Here is an 18,904-nt window from a genome sequence, read left to right as displayed (position 1 = left end):
GATGACTGAAGCAACGATCCCGGTCACCGCGATCGGAACCACCGGCGTCTCCCGCTTCGCCGGCATCCTGAAGTCGCTGCGGCGCAGTCCGGCCGGCTTCATCGGCTTCGTGCTGGTAGCCCTGCTGGTGCTGATCAGTGCGATCGGGCCGTTCTTCACCCCGGACGTGGCGCCGAACGTCAAGGAGATCCTGCTCCCCGCGGGGACGCCCGGGCACCTACTGGGCACCGACAACGAGGGCAAGGACGTCCTGATCCAAATGATCAGCGGCGGCCGGACGGTGATCTTCGTCGGCTTCGTCGCCGCGGCGATCTCCACCACGATCGCCATCGTGCTCGGCTCACTGGCGGCATACCTCGGCGGTTGGGTCGACTCGGTCGTGGTCACCCTGGCCGACGTGTTCCTGACCGTCCCGCAGATCGTTCTGCTCGCGGTCCTCGGCGCGTTCTTCAAGCTCGACTCGCCGGTCCTGCTGGCGCTCCTGGTCGGCGGGCTGTCCTGGCCGGTGCTGACCCGGGCGGTCCGGGCCCAGGTGTTCTCGCTGAAAGAACGCGAGTTCGTCGAAGCCGCGCGACTACTGGATCTCGGTACGCCCCGCGTGGTGTTCGTCGAGATCCTGCCGAACATGGCCAGCTTCATCCTGATGAACTTCATGATCGGCGTGACGAACGCGATCTACCAGTTGGTCGGCCTCTACCTGCTCGGTCTGGCGCCGCTGACCGGATCGAACTGGGGCATCATGCTCAACCGCGCCTGGATCGCCGGCGCGATCTTCAACGACAACAGCCTGGCCTGGATCCTCAGCCCGATTGTCGCGATCATCCTGCTGCTGCTCGGATTGGTGATGATGACGAGATCCCTCGAAGAGATCCTCAACCCGCGTCTCCGGGACCGGTGACGATGGTGACGACAAGTACTTCGGGAGCCACCCGCGCGGCGCGTGGCGGCGAGGGCAAGCCTCTGCTGTCGGTCCGCGACTTCAAGGTCGAGTACCGCACCGGCGGCGGCGCGACGGTGCAGGCGGTCCGCGGCGTCGACCTCGACCTCTACCCGGGCGAGAGCCTTGCCCTGGTGGGGGAGAGCGGCTGCGGCAAGACGACATTGGGGCTCGGGCTGCTCCGGCTGCTGCCGAGGCTCGGTCACGCCAGCGGCAAGGTGATCTTCAACCGCGGGGACGGCACCGAGATCGACATCCTCGGTCTGGACGGGCGCGACCTGCGGGAGTTCCGCTGGCGGGACGCGGCGATGGTCTTCCAGGGCGCGATGAACGCATTCAACCCGGTGCTGAAGATCCGCGCGCACATGCACGACACGATGCGCGCGCACACCAAGGCGACTCGTCAAGAGATCGAGGACCGCGCCGGTGAGCTGCTCCGGCTGGTGCGGCTCGAGCCGGAGCGGGTGATGGACTGCTACCCGCACGAGCTGTCCGGCGGTATGCGGCAGCGCGTGCTGATCGCGATGAGCCTGCTGCTCGAGCCCGAGGTCCTGATCCTGGACGAGCCGACCACGGCGCTCGACATCCTCACCCAGCGATCGATCGTCGACGTACTGCACGAGGTGCGGGAGCGGCTCGGCTTCTCGATGATCTTCATCTCGCACGACCTGTCGCTGGCCGCCGAGCTCGCCGACCGGGTCGCGACCATGTACGCCGGACGCCTGGTCGAGACCGGCGGCGTACGGGATCTGTTCTATCGCCCGCGGCACCCGTACACGCTCGGCCTGATCAAGGCGGTGCCGCCGATCGTCGGCGATCTGCCCGACCTGGAATCGATCCCGGGCGGTCCGCCGAGCCTGGCCGCGCTGCCGAAGGGCTGCACCTTCAACCCGCGGTGCAAGTTCGCCACCGACGAGTGCAGACAGGCCGAACCGGACCTGCTCCCGGTGACCGACGAGCCGGGCAACGCCCACGACGTCGCCTGCATCCACTGGAAGGACGTGCACCTCGAACGACGGGTGCAGGACGATTTGGGGACTGCCTCATGACCGCCACGGAGACGGCACCGCAGGACCGCGTCGACGGAAGTACGCCGTTGATGACGCTGGCCGCTGTCAGTCAGGTGTTCGACACCAAGGCCGGTCCGATCCGCGCGGTCGACAAGATCGATCTGTCGGTCAACCCGGGCGAGGTGCTCTGCCTGGTCGGTGAGAGCGGCTCGGGTAAGACCACCGCGGCCCGGATGGCGGCCGGTCTGGCCCGGCCGACCGACGGGAAGGTCGAGTTCGCCGGCAACGACATCTGGTCGATGAACCGGCACGACTTCGGCAGCTTCCGCCGCAGCGTGCAGTACGTCCATCAGGACCCGTACGCGTCGCTGAACCCGACCCGCACGATCCAGCAGACGATCACCGCGCCGCTGCTCAAGCACGGTGTTGTCAAGGGCAACAAAGCGGCCGCCGACAAGGCCGCGGAGCTGCTCACCAAGGTCGACCTGACCCCGCCGGAGAACTACCTGCCGAAGTTCCCGCACCAGCTGTCCGGCGGACAGCGTCAGCGAGTCGCGGTCGCGCGGGCGCTGACGCTGGACCCGAAGCTGATCATCGCGGACGAGTCGACCTCGATGCTCGACGTGTCGATCCGGATCAGCGTGCTGGCGATGCTCGGCCGGCTGCGCGACGACCTCGGCGTCGGGTTCCTGTTCATCACCCACGACCTCGCGATCGCGAAGTACTTCGGCTGGCACGGCAAGACCGCGGTGATGTACCTCGGCCGGATCGTCGAGTTCGGTCCGACGCCGAAGATCATCAACGCGCCGACGCATCCGTACACCCGGGCGCTGATCGACGCGATCCCCGAGCCGGATCCGGACCTGACCAAGACCAAGGGCCGGCAATCCCTGCGCAGCCTGGAGATCCCGAGCCTGGCTCACCTGCCGAGCGGATGCTCGTTCCACCCGCGCTGCCCGCTGTTCGAGGACGGGCTGTGCGACGGCGAGGTGCCCGAGCTGGTCGAGATCCGTTCCGGTCAGTCCGCGGCCTGCCACGTGGTGGCCCGCGACGGCGCCGGGGAGGTCCGGCCCGATGAGCCGGTGGCTTGATGTCACCGCAGATCGGCCGGGCGGCGCTCGGCTGGGCGGCGTTCCTGGTACTGGCCAGCGGAGCGTTACTGCTCACGCTGTCGCCCGGTACTCCGGAGTTCGTCGTCACCCTGTTCACCTTGTGTTTGGGCCTGCTACTGGGCCTGATCGTCGTCGTCGGGGTCGTCTGGACCCGGCGGCGGGAAAAACGCGAGGGCGGTTCGCAGTAACTCAAACCAGTAGTGCCTGACGCACACAGTCGTGCGATCAGATCAGAAAGGACGAAGGAATGAGTCCCACCGGCACCAACGATTCCGGCACCAACTCCCCGGGGCCCAGCCCCCGGACCAACGCGATGTCGCGCCGGCACGTGCTCCAGCTGTTCGGCATCGCCGGTGTCGGCGTGGCCGGCATCGGGTCGCTGGAGGCCTGCTCGCCGAGTACCCCGAACAGCAACAGCGGGGACAGCAGCAAGAACGCCAACAAGGAGTTCCACGGCGCCTACCCGTACCAGCTGCCGCCGAAGGGCCACTTCAACCTGGCCGCCGGTGTCACGGACGGCATCCAGCAGCAGAGCCCGTACCTCGACCTCGTCTACCCCAGCGGCGGCCTGTACTACTGGGCCGACAAGAAGTGGGAATGGATGATGGCCGAGTCCGGCACGCTGGACGAGGCGAACAAGACCTACACGATGAAGCTCCGGTCCGGGCTGACCTGGAGCGACGGCAAGCCGGTCACCGCCAAGGACGTCGTGTCGACGTTCAACCTGCACTGGCTGATGCGCCAGCAGTCGTGGGCGTTCCTGTCCGACGTCAGCGCCAAGGACGACACCACGGTGACCTTCACCATCGGTACGCCGTCCACCGTGCTCGAGCGGTACATCCTCCGCGCGCCGATCATGCCCGACTCGGTGTACGGCGAGTGGGCCACCAAGGCCGAGACGATGCGTAAGGCCAAGACCAGCCTGGACAGCGCCGAGGGCAAGCAGCTCAACGGCGACTTCCAGAAGTTCCGTCCGGAGAACCCGGTCGTGTCCGGTCCGTTCAACTTCGACGCGAAGAACATGACCAACTCGCAGATGAACCTGGTCAAGAACGACAAGGGCCTGTTCGCCGACAAGATCGGCTTCAGCAAGGTTCTCCTGTACAACGGTGAGACCTCCGACATCACCCCCGTCGTCCTGAACAAGGACGTCGACTACGCGACCCACGGCTTCGCGGTCGCGACCGAGAAGACGCTGCAGTCCAGCGGCTTCCGGATCCTCCGGCCGCCGGTGTACTCCGGCCCGGCGCTGGTGTTCAACTTCACCGCGCACCCGGAGCTGTCCGACCCGAAGGTACGCCAGGCGATCGCCTACGTCCTCGACCGCGCCGAGAACGGCACGGTCGCGCTCGGCGACTCCGGCAAGCCCTGCAAGTACATGGCCGGCTTCTCCGACATCGCCGTGCCGGACTGGATCTCCGACGCGGACCAGAAGAAGCTGAACGCCTACGAGAAGGACCTTGCCAAGGCCACCAGCCTGCTGCAGTCGGCGGGCTGGAAGCAGACCGGCGGCAAGTGGATGCTGCCGAGCGGCAAGCCGGCGGCGTACGACATCAAGTTCCCGACCGAGTTCGCCGACTGGAACCCGGCCGCCACCAACGCGGCCGACCAGCTGAACAAGTTCGGGTTCAACATCACCAAGCGGGGTATCACGTTCACCCAGTTGAACCCCGACGTACTGGCCGGCAAGTTCGACTTCGCGATCCAGACCTGGGGCGCGTCGAACCACCCGCACCCGTACTTCGCGTTCGTGCAGAACCTGTACACGTTCAACTACGTGACGGCGGCGAACTCGGGCGGCAAGGGCATGAACTTCCCGCTGAAGCAGACCACCTCGGCCGGTCCGATCGACCTGCAGTCCGTGGTGGACAAGTCCGCACAGGGCCTGAACCTCGACGAGCAGAAGAAGAACGTCACCGCCGCGGCGATGGCCTTCAACGAACTGCTGCCGATCATCCCGCTCTGGGAGCGCTACGGTAACAACCCGGCGCTCGAGGGCACCCGGGTGGCGAAGTTCCCGGCCGACGACGACCCGATCCTGAAGAACGCGCCGTACGCGGACAACTTCGTGATCATGTACATGTACCAGGGCAAGGTCGCGCCGGTCTGAGGAAGATACTGACTGGCTTTTGACCTGCTTGTCTGGTTGGGTCGGCCGGGTGATCTTGGTACGCGAGATCGACCCGGCCGACCTGGCCTTGTTCGACGAGTGGTACGACGCTTTCCGGGCCGGCGCGGTCGCCGGCCGGAAGGCTGCGCTGGTGGCGGGGCGCGAGACGCTCGGCTACTCGCTGCGCAACCCCAGCCCGCTGAAGCAGCGGATCGCGGTGGCCGCGTTCGAGGACGACCGGGTGTTCGGCGGGATGCTGTTCGAGTACCGGCTGACCGACAACCTCGACACGGTCGAGGTTGACATCGACGTGCCCGCGGAGCATCGGCGGCGCGGGATCGGTACGGCGCTGTGGCAGTGGGCTGTCACGCGCTCGGCCCAGCTCGGGCGGACGATTGTCCAGACGGAGCTCGGCGTTCCGTGTGAGCCTTGGGCGGGCGTTTCGTTCGCGGAGCGGCTCGGCTTCGAGGTGGAGCACGTCGAGGAGCATCTCGTCGTACCGCTGCCGTACGACGACCTGCGGCTGGACGAGCTGCGCGAGTCGGCGGGGCGGCTGAACGGGTACCAGCTGACCTCGTGGGCGGGCGTGTGCCCGCCGGAGCATCAGCAGGCGTACGCCGATCTGCACACTGCGATGGACCTGGACGTGCCGACCGGTGGCATGACCCGCGAGCTTGTCCCGTGGACGGTCGACAAGCTCGAGGCGAGCGAGGCGCGGATCGACCGCAACTACCTCGCACTCGTGACGATGGCCCACACTCTTGACGGCCTGCCGGCGGGGTACACACTGCTCTACCTGCCGCGCGCCGACGCCGAGCACGCTCAGCAGGACGACACGCTCGTACTGCGGGAGCACCGCGGCCACAACCTCGGCACCCACTTGAAGCTGGCGAACCTCGAGCAACTGGCGAAACACCGTACGACGCAGCGCTTCCTGCACACGTGGACCGCGCTGTCGAACGCCCCGATGCGCAAGGTCAACGCCCGCTTCGGCTTCCGCGCGGTCGAGGAGCACCGCGAGCTGGAGCTGCGGCTGCCGAGCCTGCGCCCGGCGGCTCGTGCGGTAATTGTGGATGAGGACGAGCGCATCCTGCTGGTTCGCTTCGAGTTCGACGACGGCCCGCTGTGGGCGACGCCCGGCGGCGGTCTCGAGCCTGGCGAGACTGTGGTGGAAGGACTTCGCCGTGAGCTCGTGGAGGAGGTCGGCCTGCGCGACTTCGCCGATCCGGTGCACCTCTGGCACCAGGAAGTCGTTGCCGAGGGCCACGCAACTGGGTACGACGGCGTCCTCAACGACTACTTCCTGATCCGTACGGCCGCCTTCGATCCCGCCGGCACGCTCAGCGCTGCCGAGCTCCGCGCCGAGAACGTGCACGCGATGAAGTGGTGGACCCGGTCCGAGCTGGCTGCTCACGACGGCCGCTTCGCCCCGCGCGACCTACCGGCCCTGATCGACCGTCTCCTGTCGGCCGGCCCGCCGACCACGCCGACGCAATTGGGTCTGTGAGAAATCTGTTCGAACCCCGTGAGAACAGGGGATGCGGGCAACGAAACGGCCTAACTTCGAAGTGTGAGCACTCGACATACCAATGATTGGTTCGTCCCCGTCCGTTGCGTCGGCGATATCGCCACCCTGCAGACCGGACGGCTGCCCGACGGACTCCACGTCGGCATCGCCTTCAGCTCGCTGGACCGGCTCCGCGCGGCTTCCGGTGCCCAGGACTTCATGCGTGTCTCCGAAGACACCCTCCACGACATGCTCGAGCAGATCGGGATCGTGAGGATCCAGCTCGACCCGACGCTGGTCGCCGTACCGGTCAGAGGCGCCGTAGCCAGCTGAGGTGGCCCTCGTCCATCACGGCGTGGCCGTCGGCGCTGTCCGCGACATTGGGGTCATGGGTGGCGATCACGACGGCCGCGCCGCGGCGGGCCTCCTCGTGCAGCAGGTCGAGGACGCGTTCGCGGTTGGTGCTGTCGAGTTCGCTGGTCGACTCGTCCGCAAGGATCACCCGGCCCTGCTGGGCGATCCCGCGAGCGACCGCGGCGCGCTGCTGCTCGCCGCCGGACAGCTCCTCGACCAGGTGGTCGCCGCTCTCCTCGAGCCCGACGCCCGCGAGCGCCTGCTCGATCGTCCGCTCCACCTCGTCACTCGGCTTACGCTCGGCCAGCAACGGGAGCGACAGGTTCTCGCGCGCGGTCAGCACCCGCGCGAGTCCGTTGCCCTGCGGGATCAGTACGACGCCGTGCGCGGCCGCGGCCGGGCGATCGGTGATCACCAGCCCGTCGATCTCGACCTGTCCCTTCGCCACCGGCACCGCACCGGCGATTGCCCACAGCAACGAACTCTTGCCTGCACCCGACGGCCCGCTGACCGCGAGCACGAACCCCGGCGGGACGGTGAACGACACGTCGGACACCGCGGTCAACTCGCCGTACCGCACGGTCACCTGGCTGACGTTGATCACTGGTTCCCTTCCTGCTCCACGGGAGTGAGCCGGATGACGCCGTCGTCGGTCGTGACCTGGACGAGCGTTCCGGCCGGCAACAGCTCGGCCACATGCGGTGGCAGCGGCAACGATCCGTCGACCGCGACCACGGCGTACTCCTCACCGGATCTGCCCTCGGAGGCGATCCGGCCGTCCCGGATCGTGATGGTGCGGGGCAGCGTCGCGGCCACCTCCGGGTCGTGGGTGACGAGCAGGACGGTCATCCCGGTTTCCGAGTTGATCGTGCGGAGTGCTGCGAGGACCTCGTCGCGGGCGTGGTGGTCGAGTTGGCTGGTCGGTTCGTCGGCGAGCAGCAGGCCGGGAAGTGTTGCGATGCCGACGGCAACGGCACAGAGCTGGACCTGGCCAGGCGTCAACTGGGACAGGGGTGTAGCCGCATGGTTGCCCAGGCCAACGAGTTCGAGAATCGCCTCCGGCGTGGGCAGGTCGCGCTCATCGGGTGCGGCCTGCTGGGCGTAGCGGATGTTGTCGGCCGGCGTGAGGTACGGGATCAGGTTGCGTCCGGCGCCTTGGAGCACGATGCCGACGTCACCGGACCGCATCCGGTCCAGCTCGGTGTCGGTCATCGTGGCGACGTTGTGCTCGCCGACCTGCAGCCGGCCGGCACTCGGCGTGAGCAGACCGCCGCACAGTTGGAGCAACGTCGACTTCCCGGCACCGGACGGCCCGAGCAGCCCGACCAGCTCGCCAGGCCGGACACTGATCCCGATGCCGGACAGCGCGGCGACGTCGTGGCCGTGCGCACGGTAGATGTGCACGAGTCCCGTCGTACTGATCGCGAGGCCGGTCACGGGGCCTCCCGGCCTGGACTGAGGAGCGGAGGGAGCGAAGCGACCGGAGCGACGAGGGAAGGCCGGGAGTCACAGCCCCGTGACCCCCGCGACGGAGTCGCGGCATTCAATACTGTCATGTCAGCTCCTCCCGGATCCGGTTGTAGGTCGAGCGTCTGTTGACGCCGCTGCCGAGGAACAACGTCGCGGTTGCGAGGATCGCCGTACCTCCGGCCCAGAGGATCAACGCGACCGGCCAGCTGATGCCGAGGTCGAGAGGCACCGCTCCGCTGCTCGTCGCGAACAGCGGGATCATCGGTAGCGCGACATGCGCGCCCACCAGCCCACAGAATGTCCCGAGCAGGACGGCCAACGCGACCGGCCCGGTCTGCTCCCAGCGCGCGGCTCGCCCGGTCGCGCTCGCCGGTACGCCGGTGATCTTCAGGCTCGCGTAGTCCTGCGCCCGCGACCGCCACGACGTCACGACGGTCAGCAGCAGTACGACGAGCGCCAGCACCCAGGCCGCGATGCCGACCACCGGCGTCAGTTGCAACGCGAGCGCGCTCGCCGAACGCCCGTACGCCGCGATCCGGTCGTCCCGGCGATCCACCAGGTCGGCGTTGTAGCCGGCCTGGGCGAGCTTGCCGGTGATCGTGTCGACGTTCGCCAGTCCGTCCTTGTTCAGCCAGAGCTCGAAGTCAGTGGCACCTTCGTCCACGACACCGCCGAGCCGGCGTACCGTCTCGAGATCAACCACGGCGGTGTGCTCGCTGTACCGGTTGACGGGCCCGGTGAGCCGGTCGATCCGGGCCAGAGTCATCGGGCTGCCGTCGGCCGCGGGGGTGGTGGTGGCACCGTCTACCCAGTGGTACTCCGGAGTGACCAGCGCGGGCACGACGGACGGCGCCGTCGCGTACTGCACGTACATGTCGGTGCCGAAGCTCTTCATCGCGATCGTCAACGCACCGCCCGGCTTGGCCGTGATCGAGCTCTGGTCGGAGCCGAGCTGCGGAACGGTCTGCCAGGATTCGGCTTTGCCCAGGGCAATCGTCGGGTGATCGTCGCTGGAGATGTTGCTGATCACAACGTTGCCTTGGACACCGGTCGGGTCGAGCGGCTCGCGGCCGATGCCGAGGCGCAGCAGGTCGCAGCCGCCGAGGCAGTCCACGTCGGCCTGCAGTGCGACGGGCTTGGTCGACGGGAACCGGATCGGCGGGAACGAGACCAGGTAGCGGGATCCGTCGCGGTGGCTGACCACGTTCGCGCGCAGGATGACGGACTTCGGCGTACCGCCGTCGATCTGGTCGCCGTTCGCGGCGCGGCTGATGAGGGGCTTGATCCCGTCCACCGAGACCGTGGCCGTCAGTTGCGAGCTACGGAACGAGAGCGGCGCGAGGTCGCTCGGCGCCTGCAGCGTCTGCCAGCCCTGCGCGTCGGTGAGCTTATCGCCCTGGAACGCGACCCGGCGGAAGCTGTCCGGCTCGATCATCTCGGTCTGCAGCGTGTCGGGGGAGGGCGGCCGGGAGATCACGACCGGGGTGAGCCAGTGCCGGTCCGGGTCGATCTGGTTGACGGTTTGCAGGAACGAGCCCAGATACAGGGAATTCATCCGCAATACGCCCTCGGCTCCGGTCTCGTAGCCGGACCGGGTCTCGCGGTTCGTTGCGGCGATCGAGGAGGCCTGGCCGGCGAACGTGAGGAGCGCGGCGGCGACCGCGACGGCGGCGACGATCCGGGTCACGGCCGGCCGGCGAGAGATCTGCAGTGCGCCGAGCGCGAGGCCGAGCCTCCCTTTGCGGAGCGCGCTGCGGCTGATCAGCCCGGCTGCCGGCAGCAGCAGGTGCGCGAAGATCAAGCCGGCTGCGAGCCCCAGTAGGGCAGGCGTGAGGACCGGCAGCGGGCCGCGACCGTCACCGGTGAGCGCGGCGATCAGCCCGGCCACGGCGAACACGATGATGCACAGGTCGGCGACACCGATCGTCCGGCCGCGGCGGAGCGGGAGCACGCGCCGGAGCAGGTTGGAGATCGACTGCCGGACAGTGCCTCGGACCTGGAGCACCACGACGATCAGCGCGAGTACGACGGCAACCGCCAGCGCGGCCGGGACGGTCCAGGGCAGCTCGATCGGTGCGCCGTACCGCAGCCAGGTGGCGCGGACGATCAGCAGCAACGCGAAGCCCGCGATGCCTCCGAGCAAGGTGCCGATGAGAACAGGCAGGCCGAGTTCGAGGCACAGGGCGCGCTGGGTCCGCCTCGCGGACGATCCACGCAGGCGGGACAGCGCGATCTCGGGGCGCCGCTGGTCGACCACGGCCGCGAGGGCAAGCGCCAGTACGACGACCGCGAACAGCGCGACCTGCACCATCACCAGGGGGATGATCGTGGTCGCCTGCTTCCGCTCCGCCTGGATCTGGTCTACGAGCGTGGCCAGTGAGGAGGTGTTCTGCGCCGCGACACCGATCTCCCTGGCGTTGCCGTTGACCGTCTCGGTCGCTTCCTTGAGGCGATCCAGGTCACCGAGCCGGGCCACGCCTGGGATCGGCCGGAAGTCCGACGTGACCCGTTGCGTCCATTTGTTCCCGGCGAAGGTCGAGCTGTCGGTGAAGAACTCGTTGGCGGCGCCCGGGTCCTTGTCGGCCGGCGTATGTGAGTGGCCGGTCGGATAGTCGCCGTACCAGAAGTCGCCGCGCGCTTGTTTGGGCTGGTAGAAGCCGACGATGCTGAGTCGGCCGCCGCCCTTGCCGACGTCACTCGGCGTCGCGGCCAGCGTGGTGCCGAGGCGGAACTCCCACGTCGTCTTGTCGACCGTCGAGGCGATCACCTCGTTCGCCGCCTGCGGGCAGCGGCCCTCGGTGACGTCGAGCTGGGCGCAGTACCCGTCCCGCCAGCGCACACGGGCGCCGGGCGACGGGTCGCCTGCGGTGGCCGGGATACTCCAGCTGACGTCGTTGTAGATGCCGTGCAGGGGCGGGGTGAAGACCGGCTTGAGATCGTTGGGGAGGAGCTTGTCGAGGTCCTCCGGGCGGGTGCTGACGCCGACCTGCGGCCCCGGGGAGGCGAGCAGCCAGGACGCGGGCAGGCTCTGCCCGGCCAGCGTCTCGGTCATCACGGTCTGCTCGACGGCGCGGGCGAACCACGGCCCGAAGACGGCGCAGGCGCCGATCAGCAGGCTGATGCCGGTCAGTACCAGGGCCTGTGCCCAGCGGTACCGCAGCGCCCGACGCAGGAACATGTCCACCCCTTTGCTGCTCGCTCGTGCCAGCCGAAGATATGGAATGTTGCGGCTTTTGTGCCTCGTGGCGGCAAAATGTCACATTAATGTTGTCTAGGCAGGAACATGTCTCACCTCGTGCTGCCCCGTGCCCCGGTGGACCCGGCCGGGGCGTCCCGGCGGTAGGTTCGGGACATGCGTGAATCCCAGCTCGGTGACCTGACCGTTTCCGCCCTCGGCCTCGGCTGCATGGGGATGTCCCAGTCGTACGGCGTCCGCGCCGACGACTCCGAGTCGATCGCGACGCTGCACGCGGCGATCGACGCCGGCTGTACTTTCATCGACACCGCGGATGTGTACGGCGACGGCGAGAACGAGGAGCTCGTCGGCCGCGCGCTGGCGGGGCGGCGCGACGAGGTGGTGCTCGCGACGAAGTTCGGCTTCAAGCGGCCGTCTCCTGACGCGGTGGTGCCGACGGTTGTGGACGGCTCGCCTGCTTATGCGCGTGAGGCCTTGGATGCGTCGTTGCGGCGGCTCGGCGTCGACCACGTCGACCTGTGGTACCTGCACCGGCGCGACCCTGCCGTGCCGATCGAGGAGACGGTCGGGGCGATGGCTTCGATGGTCGAGGCCGGCAAGGTCCGGTACATCGGGCTGTCCGAGGTCAACGGCGACACCGTGCGGGCGGCACACGCCGTACATCCGATCACCGCCGTGCAGAGCGAGTGGTCGTTGTGGACGCGCGACCCGGAGACCGTCGTACTGCCGACGCTGCGGGAGCTCGGCGTCGGGTTCGTGCCGTTCAGCCCGCTCGGTCGCGGGTTCCTGACCGGGCAGATCAAGTCGGAGGCGGACTTCCCCGAGGACGACATGCGGCGCGGCCTGCCGCGGTTCCAGGGTGCGAACTTCCAGCGCAACCTCGACCTGGTCGCGCAGGTGCAGGCCTTGGCCGCCACGAAGGGTGTCACGCCGGGGCAGCTGGCGCTCGCGTGGTTGCTTGCTCAGGGCAATGACGTGGTGCCGATCCCGGGGACCAAGCGGCGGACGTACCTGGCCGAGAACCTCGGTGCTCTGGACGTTTCGCTGTCCGCCGACGAGCTGGCGGCGCTGGAGGCGACGTTCCCGGCCGACGCGGTCGCCGGACAGCGGTACACCGACAGCGGGATGGGCCTGGTGGGCAAGTGATCGGTGTCACCGGGTCGACCGGCCAGCTCGGTTCCCGGATCGTGGCGCGGTTGGCCGGCGTACCGCTGCGGTTGATCGTGCGCGATCCGGGGCGGGCTCCGTCGGTGCCCGGTGCCTCGGTCGCGCAGGCGGCGTACGGCGAGCACGCGGCGCTGCTCAACGCGCTCGACGGCGTCGACGTGCTGATGTTGCTGAGCGCAACGGAGTCGGCCGACCGCGTCGCGTTGCACAAGGCAACCGTCGACGCGGCGGTCGCGGCCGGGGTGCGGCGGATCGTCTACACGTCGTTCGTGGGCGCGTCGCCCGGGGCGACGTTCACCTTTGCGCGCGACCACTGGCACACCGAGCAACACATCCGCTCGACCGGCGTCGAGTTCACCTTCCTCCGCGACAACCTCTACCTCGACTTCGTCTCCGGAGGCGTAGGCGAAGACGGCACAATCCGCGGCCCGGCCGGCGACGGCCGAGTAGCAGCCGTCTCCCGAGACGACGTAGCCGCCGTAGCAGCCACGGTGCTGCGGTCGGCTAGCCCGGGTGCTGGGTCCGACGAGCACGCGGGGGCGACGTACGACCTGACCGGGCCCCGCGCGTTCACCCTGTCCGAGGCGGCCGCGGTGTTGACCGACGTCTGGGGCCGCAAGGTCCGGTACGAGCCCGAGACGCTCGACGAGGCCTTCCGCTCCCGCGAGTCCTACGGCGCCCCGGCGTGGGAGGTGGCCGGCTGGGTGACGTCGTACGCCGCGATCGCCAGCGGCGAGCTCAGCCAGGTGTCCACCGCCGTACGCGACATCACCGGCGTCGAGCCGACCGGGTTCGAGGAGTATGTCCGCGCTCAGTGAGAGACTGGTGCGGTGCCGCTCTACCGGGATCAGGCGATCGTGCTGCGCACCCAGAAGCTGGGTGAAGCGGACCGCATCGCCACGCTCCTGACCCGCGCCAACGGCAAGGTCCGCGCGGTCGCCAAAGGAGTCCGCCGTACGTCGTCCCGCTTCGGCGCCCGCCTCGAGCCGTTCAGCCACGTCGACCTGCAACTCGCGACCGGCCGGACACTCGACGTAGTGACCCAGGCCGAGTCGATCGCGGCGTACGGCGAGGGCATCGTCGGCGACTACGCCCGGTACACCACCGGCACCGTCCTGCTAGAGACCGCCGACCGCCTCGTAGTCGAGGAAAAGGAACCCGCCACCCAGCACCACCTCCTGCTGGCCGGCGCCCTAAGAGTCCTGTCCACCGGCGAACGCGAACCAGGCCTGGTCCTCGACTCGTTCCTCCTCCGCTCCCTGGCAATCTCCGGCTACGCCCCGTCCTTCGACGACTGCGCCCGCTGCGGCGAACCAGGCCCACACCGAGCCTTCAACCCCGCCTCCGGCGGCATGGTCTGCACCACCTGCCGCCCCCCGGCCTCAGCCATGCCCGCCCCCACCACGGTCGCCCACCTAGCCGCCCTCCTCACCGGCGACTGGCCCACCGCCCTAAAAGCCGACCCCCGAACCCGCCGAGAATCCACCGGCCTAATAGCCGCCTTCTTCACCTACCACCAAGAAAACCAACTCCGCTCCCTACCCCACCTCGATCTGACGTCGTAGGCCGGCTGCTGGATCGAGCTCACCGCTCCCGTGGCGGCCACCCGGTCGGCCCCCGTTGGGTGCGCCCGTGGCGCGGATAGCCGGTTGCGTACGGAGTGTCGGCTCCTGCGGACTGTGCAGGTCTGCGCGGTGCGTCGTACCGAACACCTGTCGCGATGCGTTGACCTGAGGGACTACCTCGAGGAATGAGCGGTGATGCGACCGGACGGGCCGACCCCAGCGGCTGCTGGCCGGCCCAGGCATGAGCGATCGCTCTCTTGGCATCCAGCTCTGCCCGGCGGGCGGCCTCACTGCCACGTGCATCCGGCCTCCGGTCGCCGAAGCGGTTGAGACCTGGTTGCCTGTCGTTCGGATGACGACTGAGCCGGGCGCAGACGTGAGCGTAGATGTTGTTCCGGCCATGACGAGGTTTGATCGCGAGCAACTCCCGCCGCGGCAGCTGCCCAGGCTCGGCGGGACCGATCTCGCGAAACACCAGGCGGTAGTCGGCGTTGCGTCCTGGATCCGAGCGCAGGTACGCCGTCACGCAGTCGCGCAGATCTCCTTTGCCCGCCTCGTACCCGAGCGCATGATGTCCGTCGGTCGTCCCGTTCCGAAGCCTCTCGATCTCTCGCAGAAGCTCCCGGTACAGGTGGAGGTGCCGACCGCCGACGGCCTCGGCCTGCCGGCGCAGAGCACGTACGTCCTGATGAAACTTCTCGCCTCCAACTACCAGGTACCGAGTCTCATCGGTCATCGCCCTCTGACCTCTCCTCGGCACGTATCTCGTCGAGAAGCTCACGGGTGAACGGATCATTGGCAGCCCACTCATCAAGGTCCACCGGCCTGCTATCCGGGAGCGGCTCCGTCGCGTACGTCCGCACCGTCGGGTCATCAACGACACCCGCCGGCGGCTGGTCGTCCCCCCGCAGATCGCGGTATTGCGCCGTAGACATCACGACGGCCTCCGGCTCGCCGTCGTCGCCCCACACCACCGGCGTACCGCTCCCCGCTCGCGCAGCCTCCATCAACCGCGGTAACTGCTCCGCAAGCCCCGCCGGCTCAACCACCTCATCCCCGACGGTGAACTTCCCTTCCCCGCCAAGATCCTCAAACTCGTCGTACGTCAACATCACAGCCTCAGGCCCCCCATCCCCAAAACTGAACGCCCGAGTCCGCCCCTCCCGAAACCGCCCAAGCACCCCCGCCAAATCCCCCCGAATCCCCTCAACAGAAGCCCAAGTAGTCATACCCCAAACCTATTGCCTCCGGCCCCACGCCCGCGGCACTTATCCACAGCCTTCGCGACCGAACTCGAGCTGACAGCGCTCAGCAGGTGCTGTCGCCTTCTCGTCGGTCAGGAACCACATCTTGGTCGACCTCGCGGATCGAGCCGTGGAGCGGAAGTCGGCGGAGAACGTGACTCGCTTGCTGCGGCTGGCAGCGACAGGGACGGCTTTGTGATCGCTCTGGAGTCGCAGCACCGCCGCGGAAAGTCCACGCAAGACCACCGCGGCAAGCGCAACGACGTACCTCGCCTTCGCACCCGCCATAGCCGCATCCTGCTCTGCAGACCAGCCAGCAGATGATGGGCGAGCCGGCGTCGCTGCATGAGCAGCCAAGACAGACGTCGGCATCGCACTGGGCTCGCCGGCTTATGGGGCGTCGTGGCAGGCCGTCAGCAAGGAGAGACTGCCGACCATGACGACGGCAGCCAGAAAGCGACGGCGGGACATGCGGTGGAGCTCCGTCTCGGGTCTGGTAGTGCAACCTGCCGGCGCAGTCCGACGCGGCGGATCAAGCTGCCTGGATGCGCACGTCAACACCCGGTCTTGGTAGGTGCGACCGCATCGCCGCCGTCCGGATCAACCAGCACCGGGACAGCCTCTCCGATTCGGAGCTGGGTTGCGGCCTGTTCGGTCATCGCGATCTGGCCGGTGTCACCTAGCGTGCTCTGCCAGGTGATTTCCCACTGAGCGGTGGCTGTCACCGGGTACTTGCAGTTGGGGAGCTTGTCTGAGGTCTTGGGATAACGGTGACCGCAGGTCGGCGAGGCCTTCACCCCCATCGAGGCGTCGTACGGCGTACCCGGGCCTTCACAACGCACTGTGCTTCCGTCGCCCATGGACCAGTTGACTGCTGTTACGTGTGCCGTTGCTGTGACCGAAAGGCCCGGCACACTCGCGCTACGCACGATCGGACCCCAAGTAGTCTCCGACTTGTCCACCCACAGCCAGACGGGCATGTTCACAAGCCCGATTTGCCCTGCGGTCGGAGCGGTCCTCACCAGCGGCGGCGCGAGCTTCATGGTCGCAATTGCCTCGTAGACGAGGGTCAGCGGATCTACCACCACCGTGTCGGGTTTGCCTGGCAACCACACCCATTGTGTGACGATGTGTTTACCTTCGTCGTAGCCTTGCTCGCGCAAACATGCCCAAATGCTGCCATCTGTGTGGCCCTGCCACCGAGGATCGCTGAATGGCGGGGGTGGTGTTTCGCGCCGCATGTAGCACTGCTGGCTGTTCGACCAGTTGCCAAGCACCGACGTACATGCCTGTAGTGCACCGCCAGGAAGGTGGCAGACTGGCTTCTCTGACTGCACTGGCTTCTTTGTTGGTTTCTTGCCGGGGTCGACCTTGCCCGGCTTCTGAACGTAGCTTTTCAGGACCCAACCGCAAAAGTGCCGACTTCCAACGCATTTCCACACGTAGTCGGGCCCGGGTTTCGGAGGGCGCTTCTCGGCGTCCGCGAGTTGCGGCTGGGCTGCGAGGATTGCAACTGCTGCGAGGATGCTGGAGAGGCGTCTCAACATACGCCTAGTTCCTTCTCCGTGATCAGCCACCAGCGTTTCACTCCGCCCGTCGCGGCAGGGGCGTAAACCATCCGAGACGAAACCTTCTGGCGCTTGCTCGTGCCCGCGCCGATCGGGATCGGCTTGCCAGTCTGCTGGGATCGAATGATGACCGCCGAACTGTCGATGCAGTTGATCAAATCAACCTGCGGCTGTTGGAGCTTGAGATTGACGGCCGACACCTGTGTATTGAGGACCTTTGTGCTACCTGTCTCGTACCAGCCGTAGTCCTGGAAGTTGACGATGTCCTCGAGGACCGTGTTGATCCACGTACCTCCGTTGCCGGCACCCTCCAACTTGACTCGGTCTGCTTTGGCCGGTGCCGCCAGGGCGGCGTCGATGGCGACCCGAGCGGCTGAGTACTGCTTCTTCGAGGCAGTGATCGCTGTTTGCTCCTCGGCCGTCCATTGCGGCCCGGAAGATGTCGGCGATGGTGCCGGACTCGATGAAGGCGAAGTAGGCACCGGAACGGTGTTTGGGTGGCCGGCCTCTGGGGATCCGTTGCAGGCGGTCAGCGCTGTGAGGGCGCAGAGGGCTACGAGGGCGGGTCCGAGTGGGGCGCGGCGGGGCATGGGGTGGGCTCCGTTCTGGGTGCTGTTGGTGTAAGGGTTGCATACGGAGGGTGTTCGGCGGGGTGGGTTATCCACAGGTTGCAGGTTGTTGCAGGTGGGGTGCGGGAGGGGGCTGGGTGGGAGTGGGAGTGGGGTGGGCGGGGTGGGAGGATGCGGGGTATGTCGCCTATTGGTCGTCGTCGGGGTCGGGGGGTTTTGGGGGGTTCGGGGGAGAAGAAGGTGGTGGTGGCGCCTGAGGCGCATCCTTCGGGGGCTCGGGTGCCGGCTATTCCCAGGGAGCTGGTGCCGCGGCACGTGGCGATCGTTATGGATGGGAACGGGCGGTGGGCCAAGCAGCGGGGGCTGCCTCGGACGGAGGGGCACAAGGCGGGGGAGGCGAGCCTGCTCGATGTGATCAAGGGCGGGATCGAGATCGGGGTGAAGTACATCTCGGCGTACGCGTTCTCGACGGAGAACTGGGCGCGGTCGCCGGAGGAGGTGCGGTTCCTGATGGGGTTCAACCGCGAGGTGATCCATCGGCGCCGCGACGAGCTGGATGCGATGGGCGTCCGGGTGGTGTGGTCCGGGCGGCGGCCGCGGTTGTGGAAGTCGGTGATCGACGAGCTCGAGTACGCGCAGGAGCGGACCAAGGACAACGACACCATCACCCTGCAGTTCTGCGTGAACTACGGCGGTCAGGCCGAGATCGCCGACGCGATGAAGTCGATCGCCGCGGAAGTTGCCGCGGGCAAGCTCAAGCCGGACCGGATCACCGAGAAGACGATCGCGCGGCACCTGTACGCGCCGGACATCCCCGAGGTGGACCTGTTCGTCCGGTCGTCGGGGGAGCAGCGGACGAGCAACTTCCTGGTGTGGCAGCTCGCGTACGCCGAGATGGTGTTCCTCGACACGCTCTGGCCCGACTTCGACCGCCGCGATCTGTGGCGGGCGATCGAGCTGTACGCCCAGCGCGACCGCAGGTACGGCGGCGCGATCCCGAACGAGATCGTCGGCGAAAGCTGACGCTCGAACGGTACTGCGTGGGGTGGGAACCGGCCGTCGGCCCCGCTGCGTCTACGCTCGTTGTGCAAGGCA

General features: G+C 67.8%; 19 protein-coding genes. 11 read left to right on the top strand and 8 right to left on the bottom strand.

Translation table 11 applies throughout. The features are described 5' to 3' along the window. Position 1 precedes the first annotated feature (1 nt). From EV645_RS28785 to EV645_RS28755, 7 genes are all read left to right on the top strand, one after another. Positions 2–898, top strand: coding sequence for an ABC transporter permease (locus EV645_RS28785; protein ID WP_130447133.1), 897 nt, complete (start codon positions 2–4; stop codon positions 896–898). 5 nt (positions 899–903) lie between these two features. Beyond that, a complete protein-coding gene (locus EV645_RS28780) occupies positions 904–1,986 on the top strand; it encodes an ABC transporter ATP-binding protein (RefSeq protein ID WP_242000721.1) in 1,083 nt (360 codons plus the stop codon). Next, entirely contained in the window at positions 1,983–3,038 is a 1,056-nt protein-coding gene (locus EV645_RS28775; protein ID WP_130447131.1) for an ABC transporter ATP-binding protein, read from the top strand. Before EV645_RS28780 ends, EV645_RS28775 begins: the two co-directional genes overlap by 4 nt. After that, a complete protein-coding gene (locus EV645_RS28770; protein ID WP_198681903.1) occupies positions 3,038–3,247 on the top strand; it encodes a hypothetical protein in 210 nt (69 codons plus the stop codon). The genes EV645_RS28775 and EV645_RS28770 overlap by 1 nt, the downstream gene beginning before the upstream one ends. Before the next feature lie 59 nt (positions 3,248–3,306). After that, positions 3,307–5,169: an ABC transporter substrate-binding protein gene (locus EV645_RS28765; protein ID WP_242000720.1), complete on the top strand. Its 1,863-nt coding sequence runs from the start codon at positions 3,307–3,309 to the stop codon at positions 5,167–5,169. A gap of 49 nt (positions 5,170–5,218) precedes the next feature. Further along, complete coding sequence (locus tag EV645_RS28760; RefSeq protein WP_130447129.1) at positions 5,219–6,676, top strand: GNAT family N-acetyltransferase; 1,458 nt, start codon at positions 5,219–5,221, stop codon at positions 6,674–6,676. A 63-nt stretch (positions 6,677–6,739) separates the two neighbouring features. Further along, the gene (locus EV645_RS28755) at positions 6,740–7,009 is read left to right on the top strand and encodes an SAV_915 family protein (protein ID WP_130447128.1); all 270 of its coding nucleotides are present in this window, start codon (positions 6,740–6,742) and stop codon (positions 7,007–7,009) included. Here the strand turns inward: EV645_RS28755 and EV645_RS28750 are convergent. The 3 genes from EV645_RS28750 to EV645_RS28740 all read right to left on the bottom strand — a co-directional run bounded on the left by EV645_RS28750 (position 6,987) and on the right by EV645_RS28740 (position 11,678). After that, complete coding sequence (locus tag EV645_RS28750) at positions 6,987–7,634, bottom strand: ATP-binding cassette domain-containing protein (protein ID WP_130447127.1); 648 nt, start codon at positions 7,632–7,634, stop codon at positions 6,987–6,989. The two genes, EV645_RS28755 and EV645_RS28750, sit on opposite strands and share 23 nt — an antisense overlap. Then, a complete protein-coding gene (locus EV645_RS28745) occupies positions 7,631–8,467 on the bottom strand; it encodes an ABC transporter ATP-binding protein (protein ID WP_130447126.1) in 837 nt (278 codons plus the stop codon). Before EV645_RS28745 ends, EV645_RS28750 begins: the two co-directional genes overlap by 4 nt. A 115-nt stretch (positions 8,468–8,582) precedes the next feature. Beyond that, complete coding sequence (locus EV645_RS28740; RefSeq protein WP_130447125.1) at positions 8,583–11,678, bottom strand: FtsX-like permease family protein; 3,096 nt, start codon at positions 11,676–11,678, stop codon at positions 8,583–8,585. A 174-nt stretch (positions 11,679–11,852) separates the two neighbouring features. Here EV645_RS28740 and EV645_RS28735 point away from each other — a divergent pair, with 174 nt between their 5' ends. Genes EV645_RS28735 through recO form a run of 3 tightly spaced genes read left to right on the top strand, consistent with a single transcriptional unit; the run spans position 11,853 to position 14,428 of the window. After that, positions 11,853–12,842, top strand: a complete 990-nt coding sequence (locus EV645_RS28735) for an aldo/keto reductase (protein WP_130447124.1) — start codon at positions 11,853–11,855, stop codon at positions 12,840–12,842. After that, on the top strand, positions 12,839–13,681 hold the full coding sequence (locus tag EV645_RS28730; protein ID WP_130447123.1) for an SDR family oxidoreductase: 843 nt from the start codon (positions 12,839–12,841) through the stop codon (positions 13,679–13,681). The genes EV645_RS28735 and EV645_RS28730 overlap by 4 nt, the downstream gene beginning before the upstream one ends. 12 nt (positions 13,682–13,693) lie before the next feature. Next, complete coding sequence (recO, locus tag EV645_RS28725) at positions 13,694–14,428, top strand: DNA repair protein RecO (protein ID WP_130447122.1); 735 nt, start codon at positions 13,694–13,696, stop codon at positions 14,426–14,428. A gap of 19 nt (positions 14,429–14,447) precedes the next feature. On the opposite strand, the gene EV645_RS28720 is transcribed toward recO, so the two are convergent. The 5 genes from EV645_RS28720 to EV645_RS28700 all read right to left on the bottom strand — a co-directional run bounded on the left by EV645_RS28720 (position 14,448) and on the right by EV645_RS28700 (position 17,722). Continuing rightward, positions 14,448–15,164 (bottom strand): hypothetical protein, encoded by a 717-nt coding sequence (locus EV645_RS28720; protein WP_130447121.1) that lies wholly within the window; start codon positions 15,162–15,164, stop codon positions 14,448–14,450. Beyond that, positions 15,154–15,540: a hypothetical protein gene (locus EV645_RS28715; RefSeq protein WP_130447120.1), complete on the bottom strand. Its 387-nt coding sequence runs from the start codon at positions 15,538–15,540 to the stop codon at positions 15,154–15,156. Before EV645_RS28715 ends, EV645_RS28720 begins: the two co-directional genes overlap by 11 nt. 156 nt (positions 15,541–15,696) lie before the next feature. After that, positions 15,697–15,960, bottom strand: a complete 264-nt coding sequence (locus tag EV645_RS28710) for a hypothetical protein (RefSeq protein ID WP_130447119.1) — start codon at positions 15,958–15,960, stop codon at positions 15,697–15,699. A gap of 266 nt (positions 15,961–16,226) precedes the next feature. After that, complete coding sequence (locus EV645_RS28705) at positions 16,227–17,219, bottom strand: hypothetical protein (RefSeq protein ID WP_130447118.1); 993 nt, start codon at positions 17,217–17,219, stop codon at positions 16,227–16,229. Next, positions 17,213–17,722 (bottom strand): hypothetical protein, encoded by a 510-nt coding sequence (locus EV645_RS28700; protein ID WP_198681902.1) that lies wholly within the window; start codon positions 17,720–17,722, stop codon positions 17,213–17,215. The genes EV645_RS28705 and EV645_RS28700 overlap by 7 nt, the downstream gene beginning before the upstream one ends. 267 nt (positions 17,723–17,989) lie before the next feature. Here EV645_RS28700 and EV645_RS28695 point away from each other — a divergent pair, with 267 nt between their 5' ends. After that, complete coding sequence (locus tag EV645_RS28695; protein WP_130447116.1) at positions 17,990–18,832, top strand: isoprenyl transferase; 843 nt, start codon at positions 17,990–17,992, stop codon at positions 18,830–18,832. Positions 18,833–18,904: the final 72 nt, after the last annotated feature.

It is taken from the genome of Kribbella rubisoli, assembly GCF_004217145.1.
GTDB lineage: Bacteria > Actinomycetota > Actinomycetes > Propionibacteriales > Kribbellaceae > Kribbella > Kribbella rubisoli.
The sequence above is the reverse complement of the archived record's forward strand: the minus strand, read 5'-3'. Positions and strand labels throughout refer to the sequence as shown.

Coding starts and splice junctions, on each gene's coding strand:
- EV645_RS28785 (WP_130447133.1), top strand. CDS start 2: ATGACTGAAGCAACGATCCCGGTCACCGCGATCGGAACCACCGGCGTC.
- EV645_RS28775 (WP_130447131.1), top strand. CDS start 1,983: ATGACCGCCACGGAGACGGCACCGCAGGACCGCGTCGACGGAAGTACG.
- EV645_RS28770 (WP_198681903.1), top strand. CDS start 3,038: ATGTCACCGCAGATCGGCCGGGCGGCGCTCGGCTGGGCGGCGTTCCTG.
- EV645_RS28765 (WP_242000720.1), top strand. CDS start 3,307: ATGAGTCCCACCGGCACCAACGATTCCGGCACCAACTCCCCGGGGCCC.
- EV645_RS28740 (WP_130447125.1), bottom strand. CDS start 11,678: ATGTTCCTGCGTCGGGCGCTGCGGTACCGCTGGGCACAGGCCCTGGTA.
- EV645_RS28735 (WP_130447124.1), top strand. CDS start 11,853: ATGCGTGAATCCCAGCTCGGTGACCTGACCGTTTCCGCCCTCGGCCTC.
- EV645_RS28720 (WP_130447121.1), bottom strand. CDS start 15,164: ATGACCGATGAGACTCGGTACCTGGTAGTTGGAGGCGAGAAGTTTCAT.
- EV645_RS28715 (WP_130447120.1), bottom strand. CDS start 15,540: ATGTTGACGTACGACGAGTTTGAGGATCTTGGCGGGGAAGGGAAGTTC.
- EV645_RS28710 (WP_130447119.1), bottom strand. CDS start 15,960: ATGGCGGGTGCGAAGGCGAGGTACGTCGTTGCGCTTGCCGCGGTGGTC.
- EV645_RS28705 (WP_130447118.1), bottom strand. CDS start 17,219: ATGTTGAGACGCCTCTCCAGCATCCTCGCAGCAGTTGCAATCCTCGCA.
- EV645_RS28695 (WP_130447116.1), top strand. CDS start 17,990: ATGTCGCCTATTGGTCGTCGTCGGGGTCGGGGGGTTTTGGGGGGTTCG.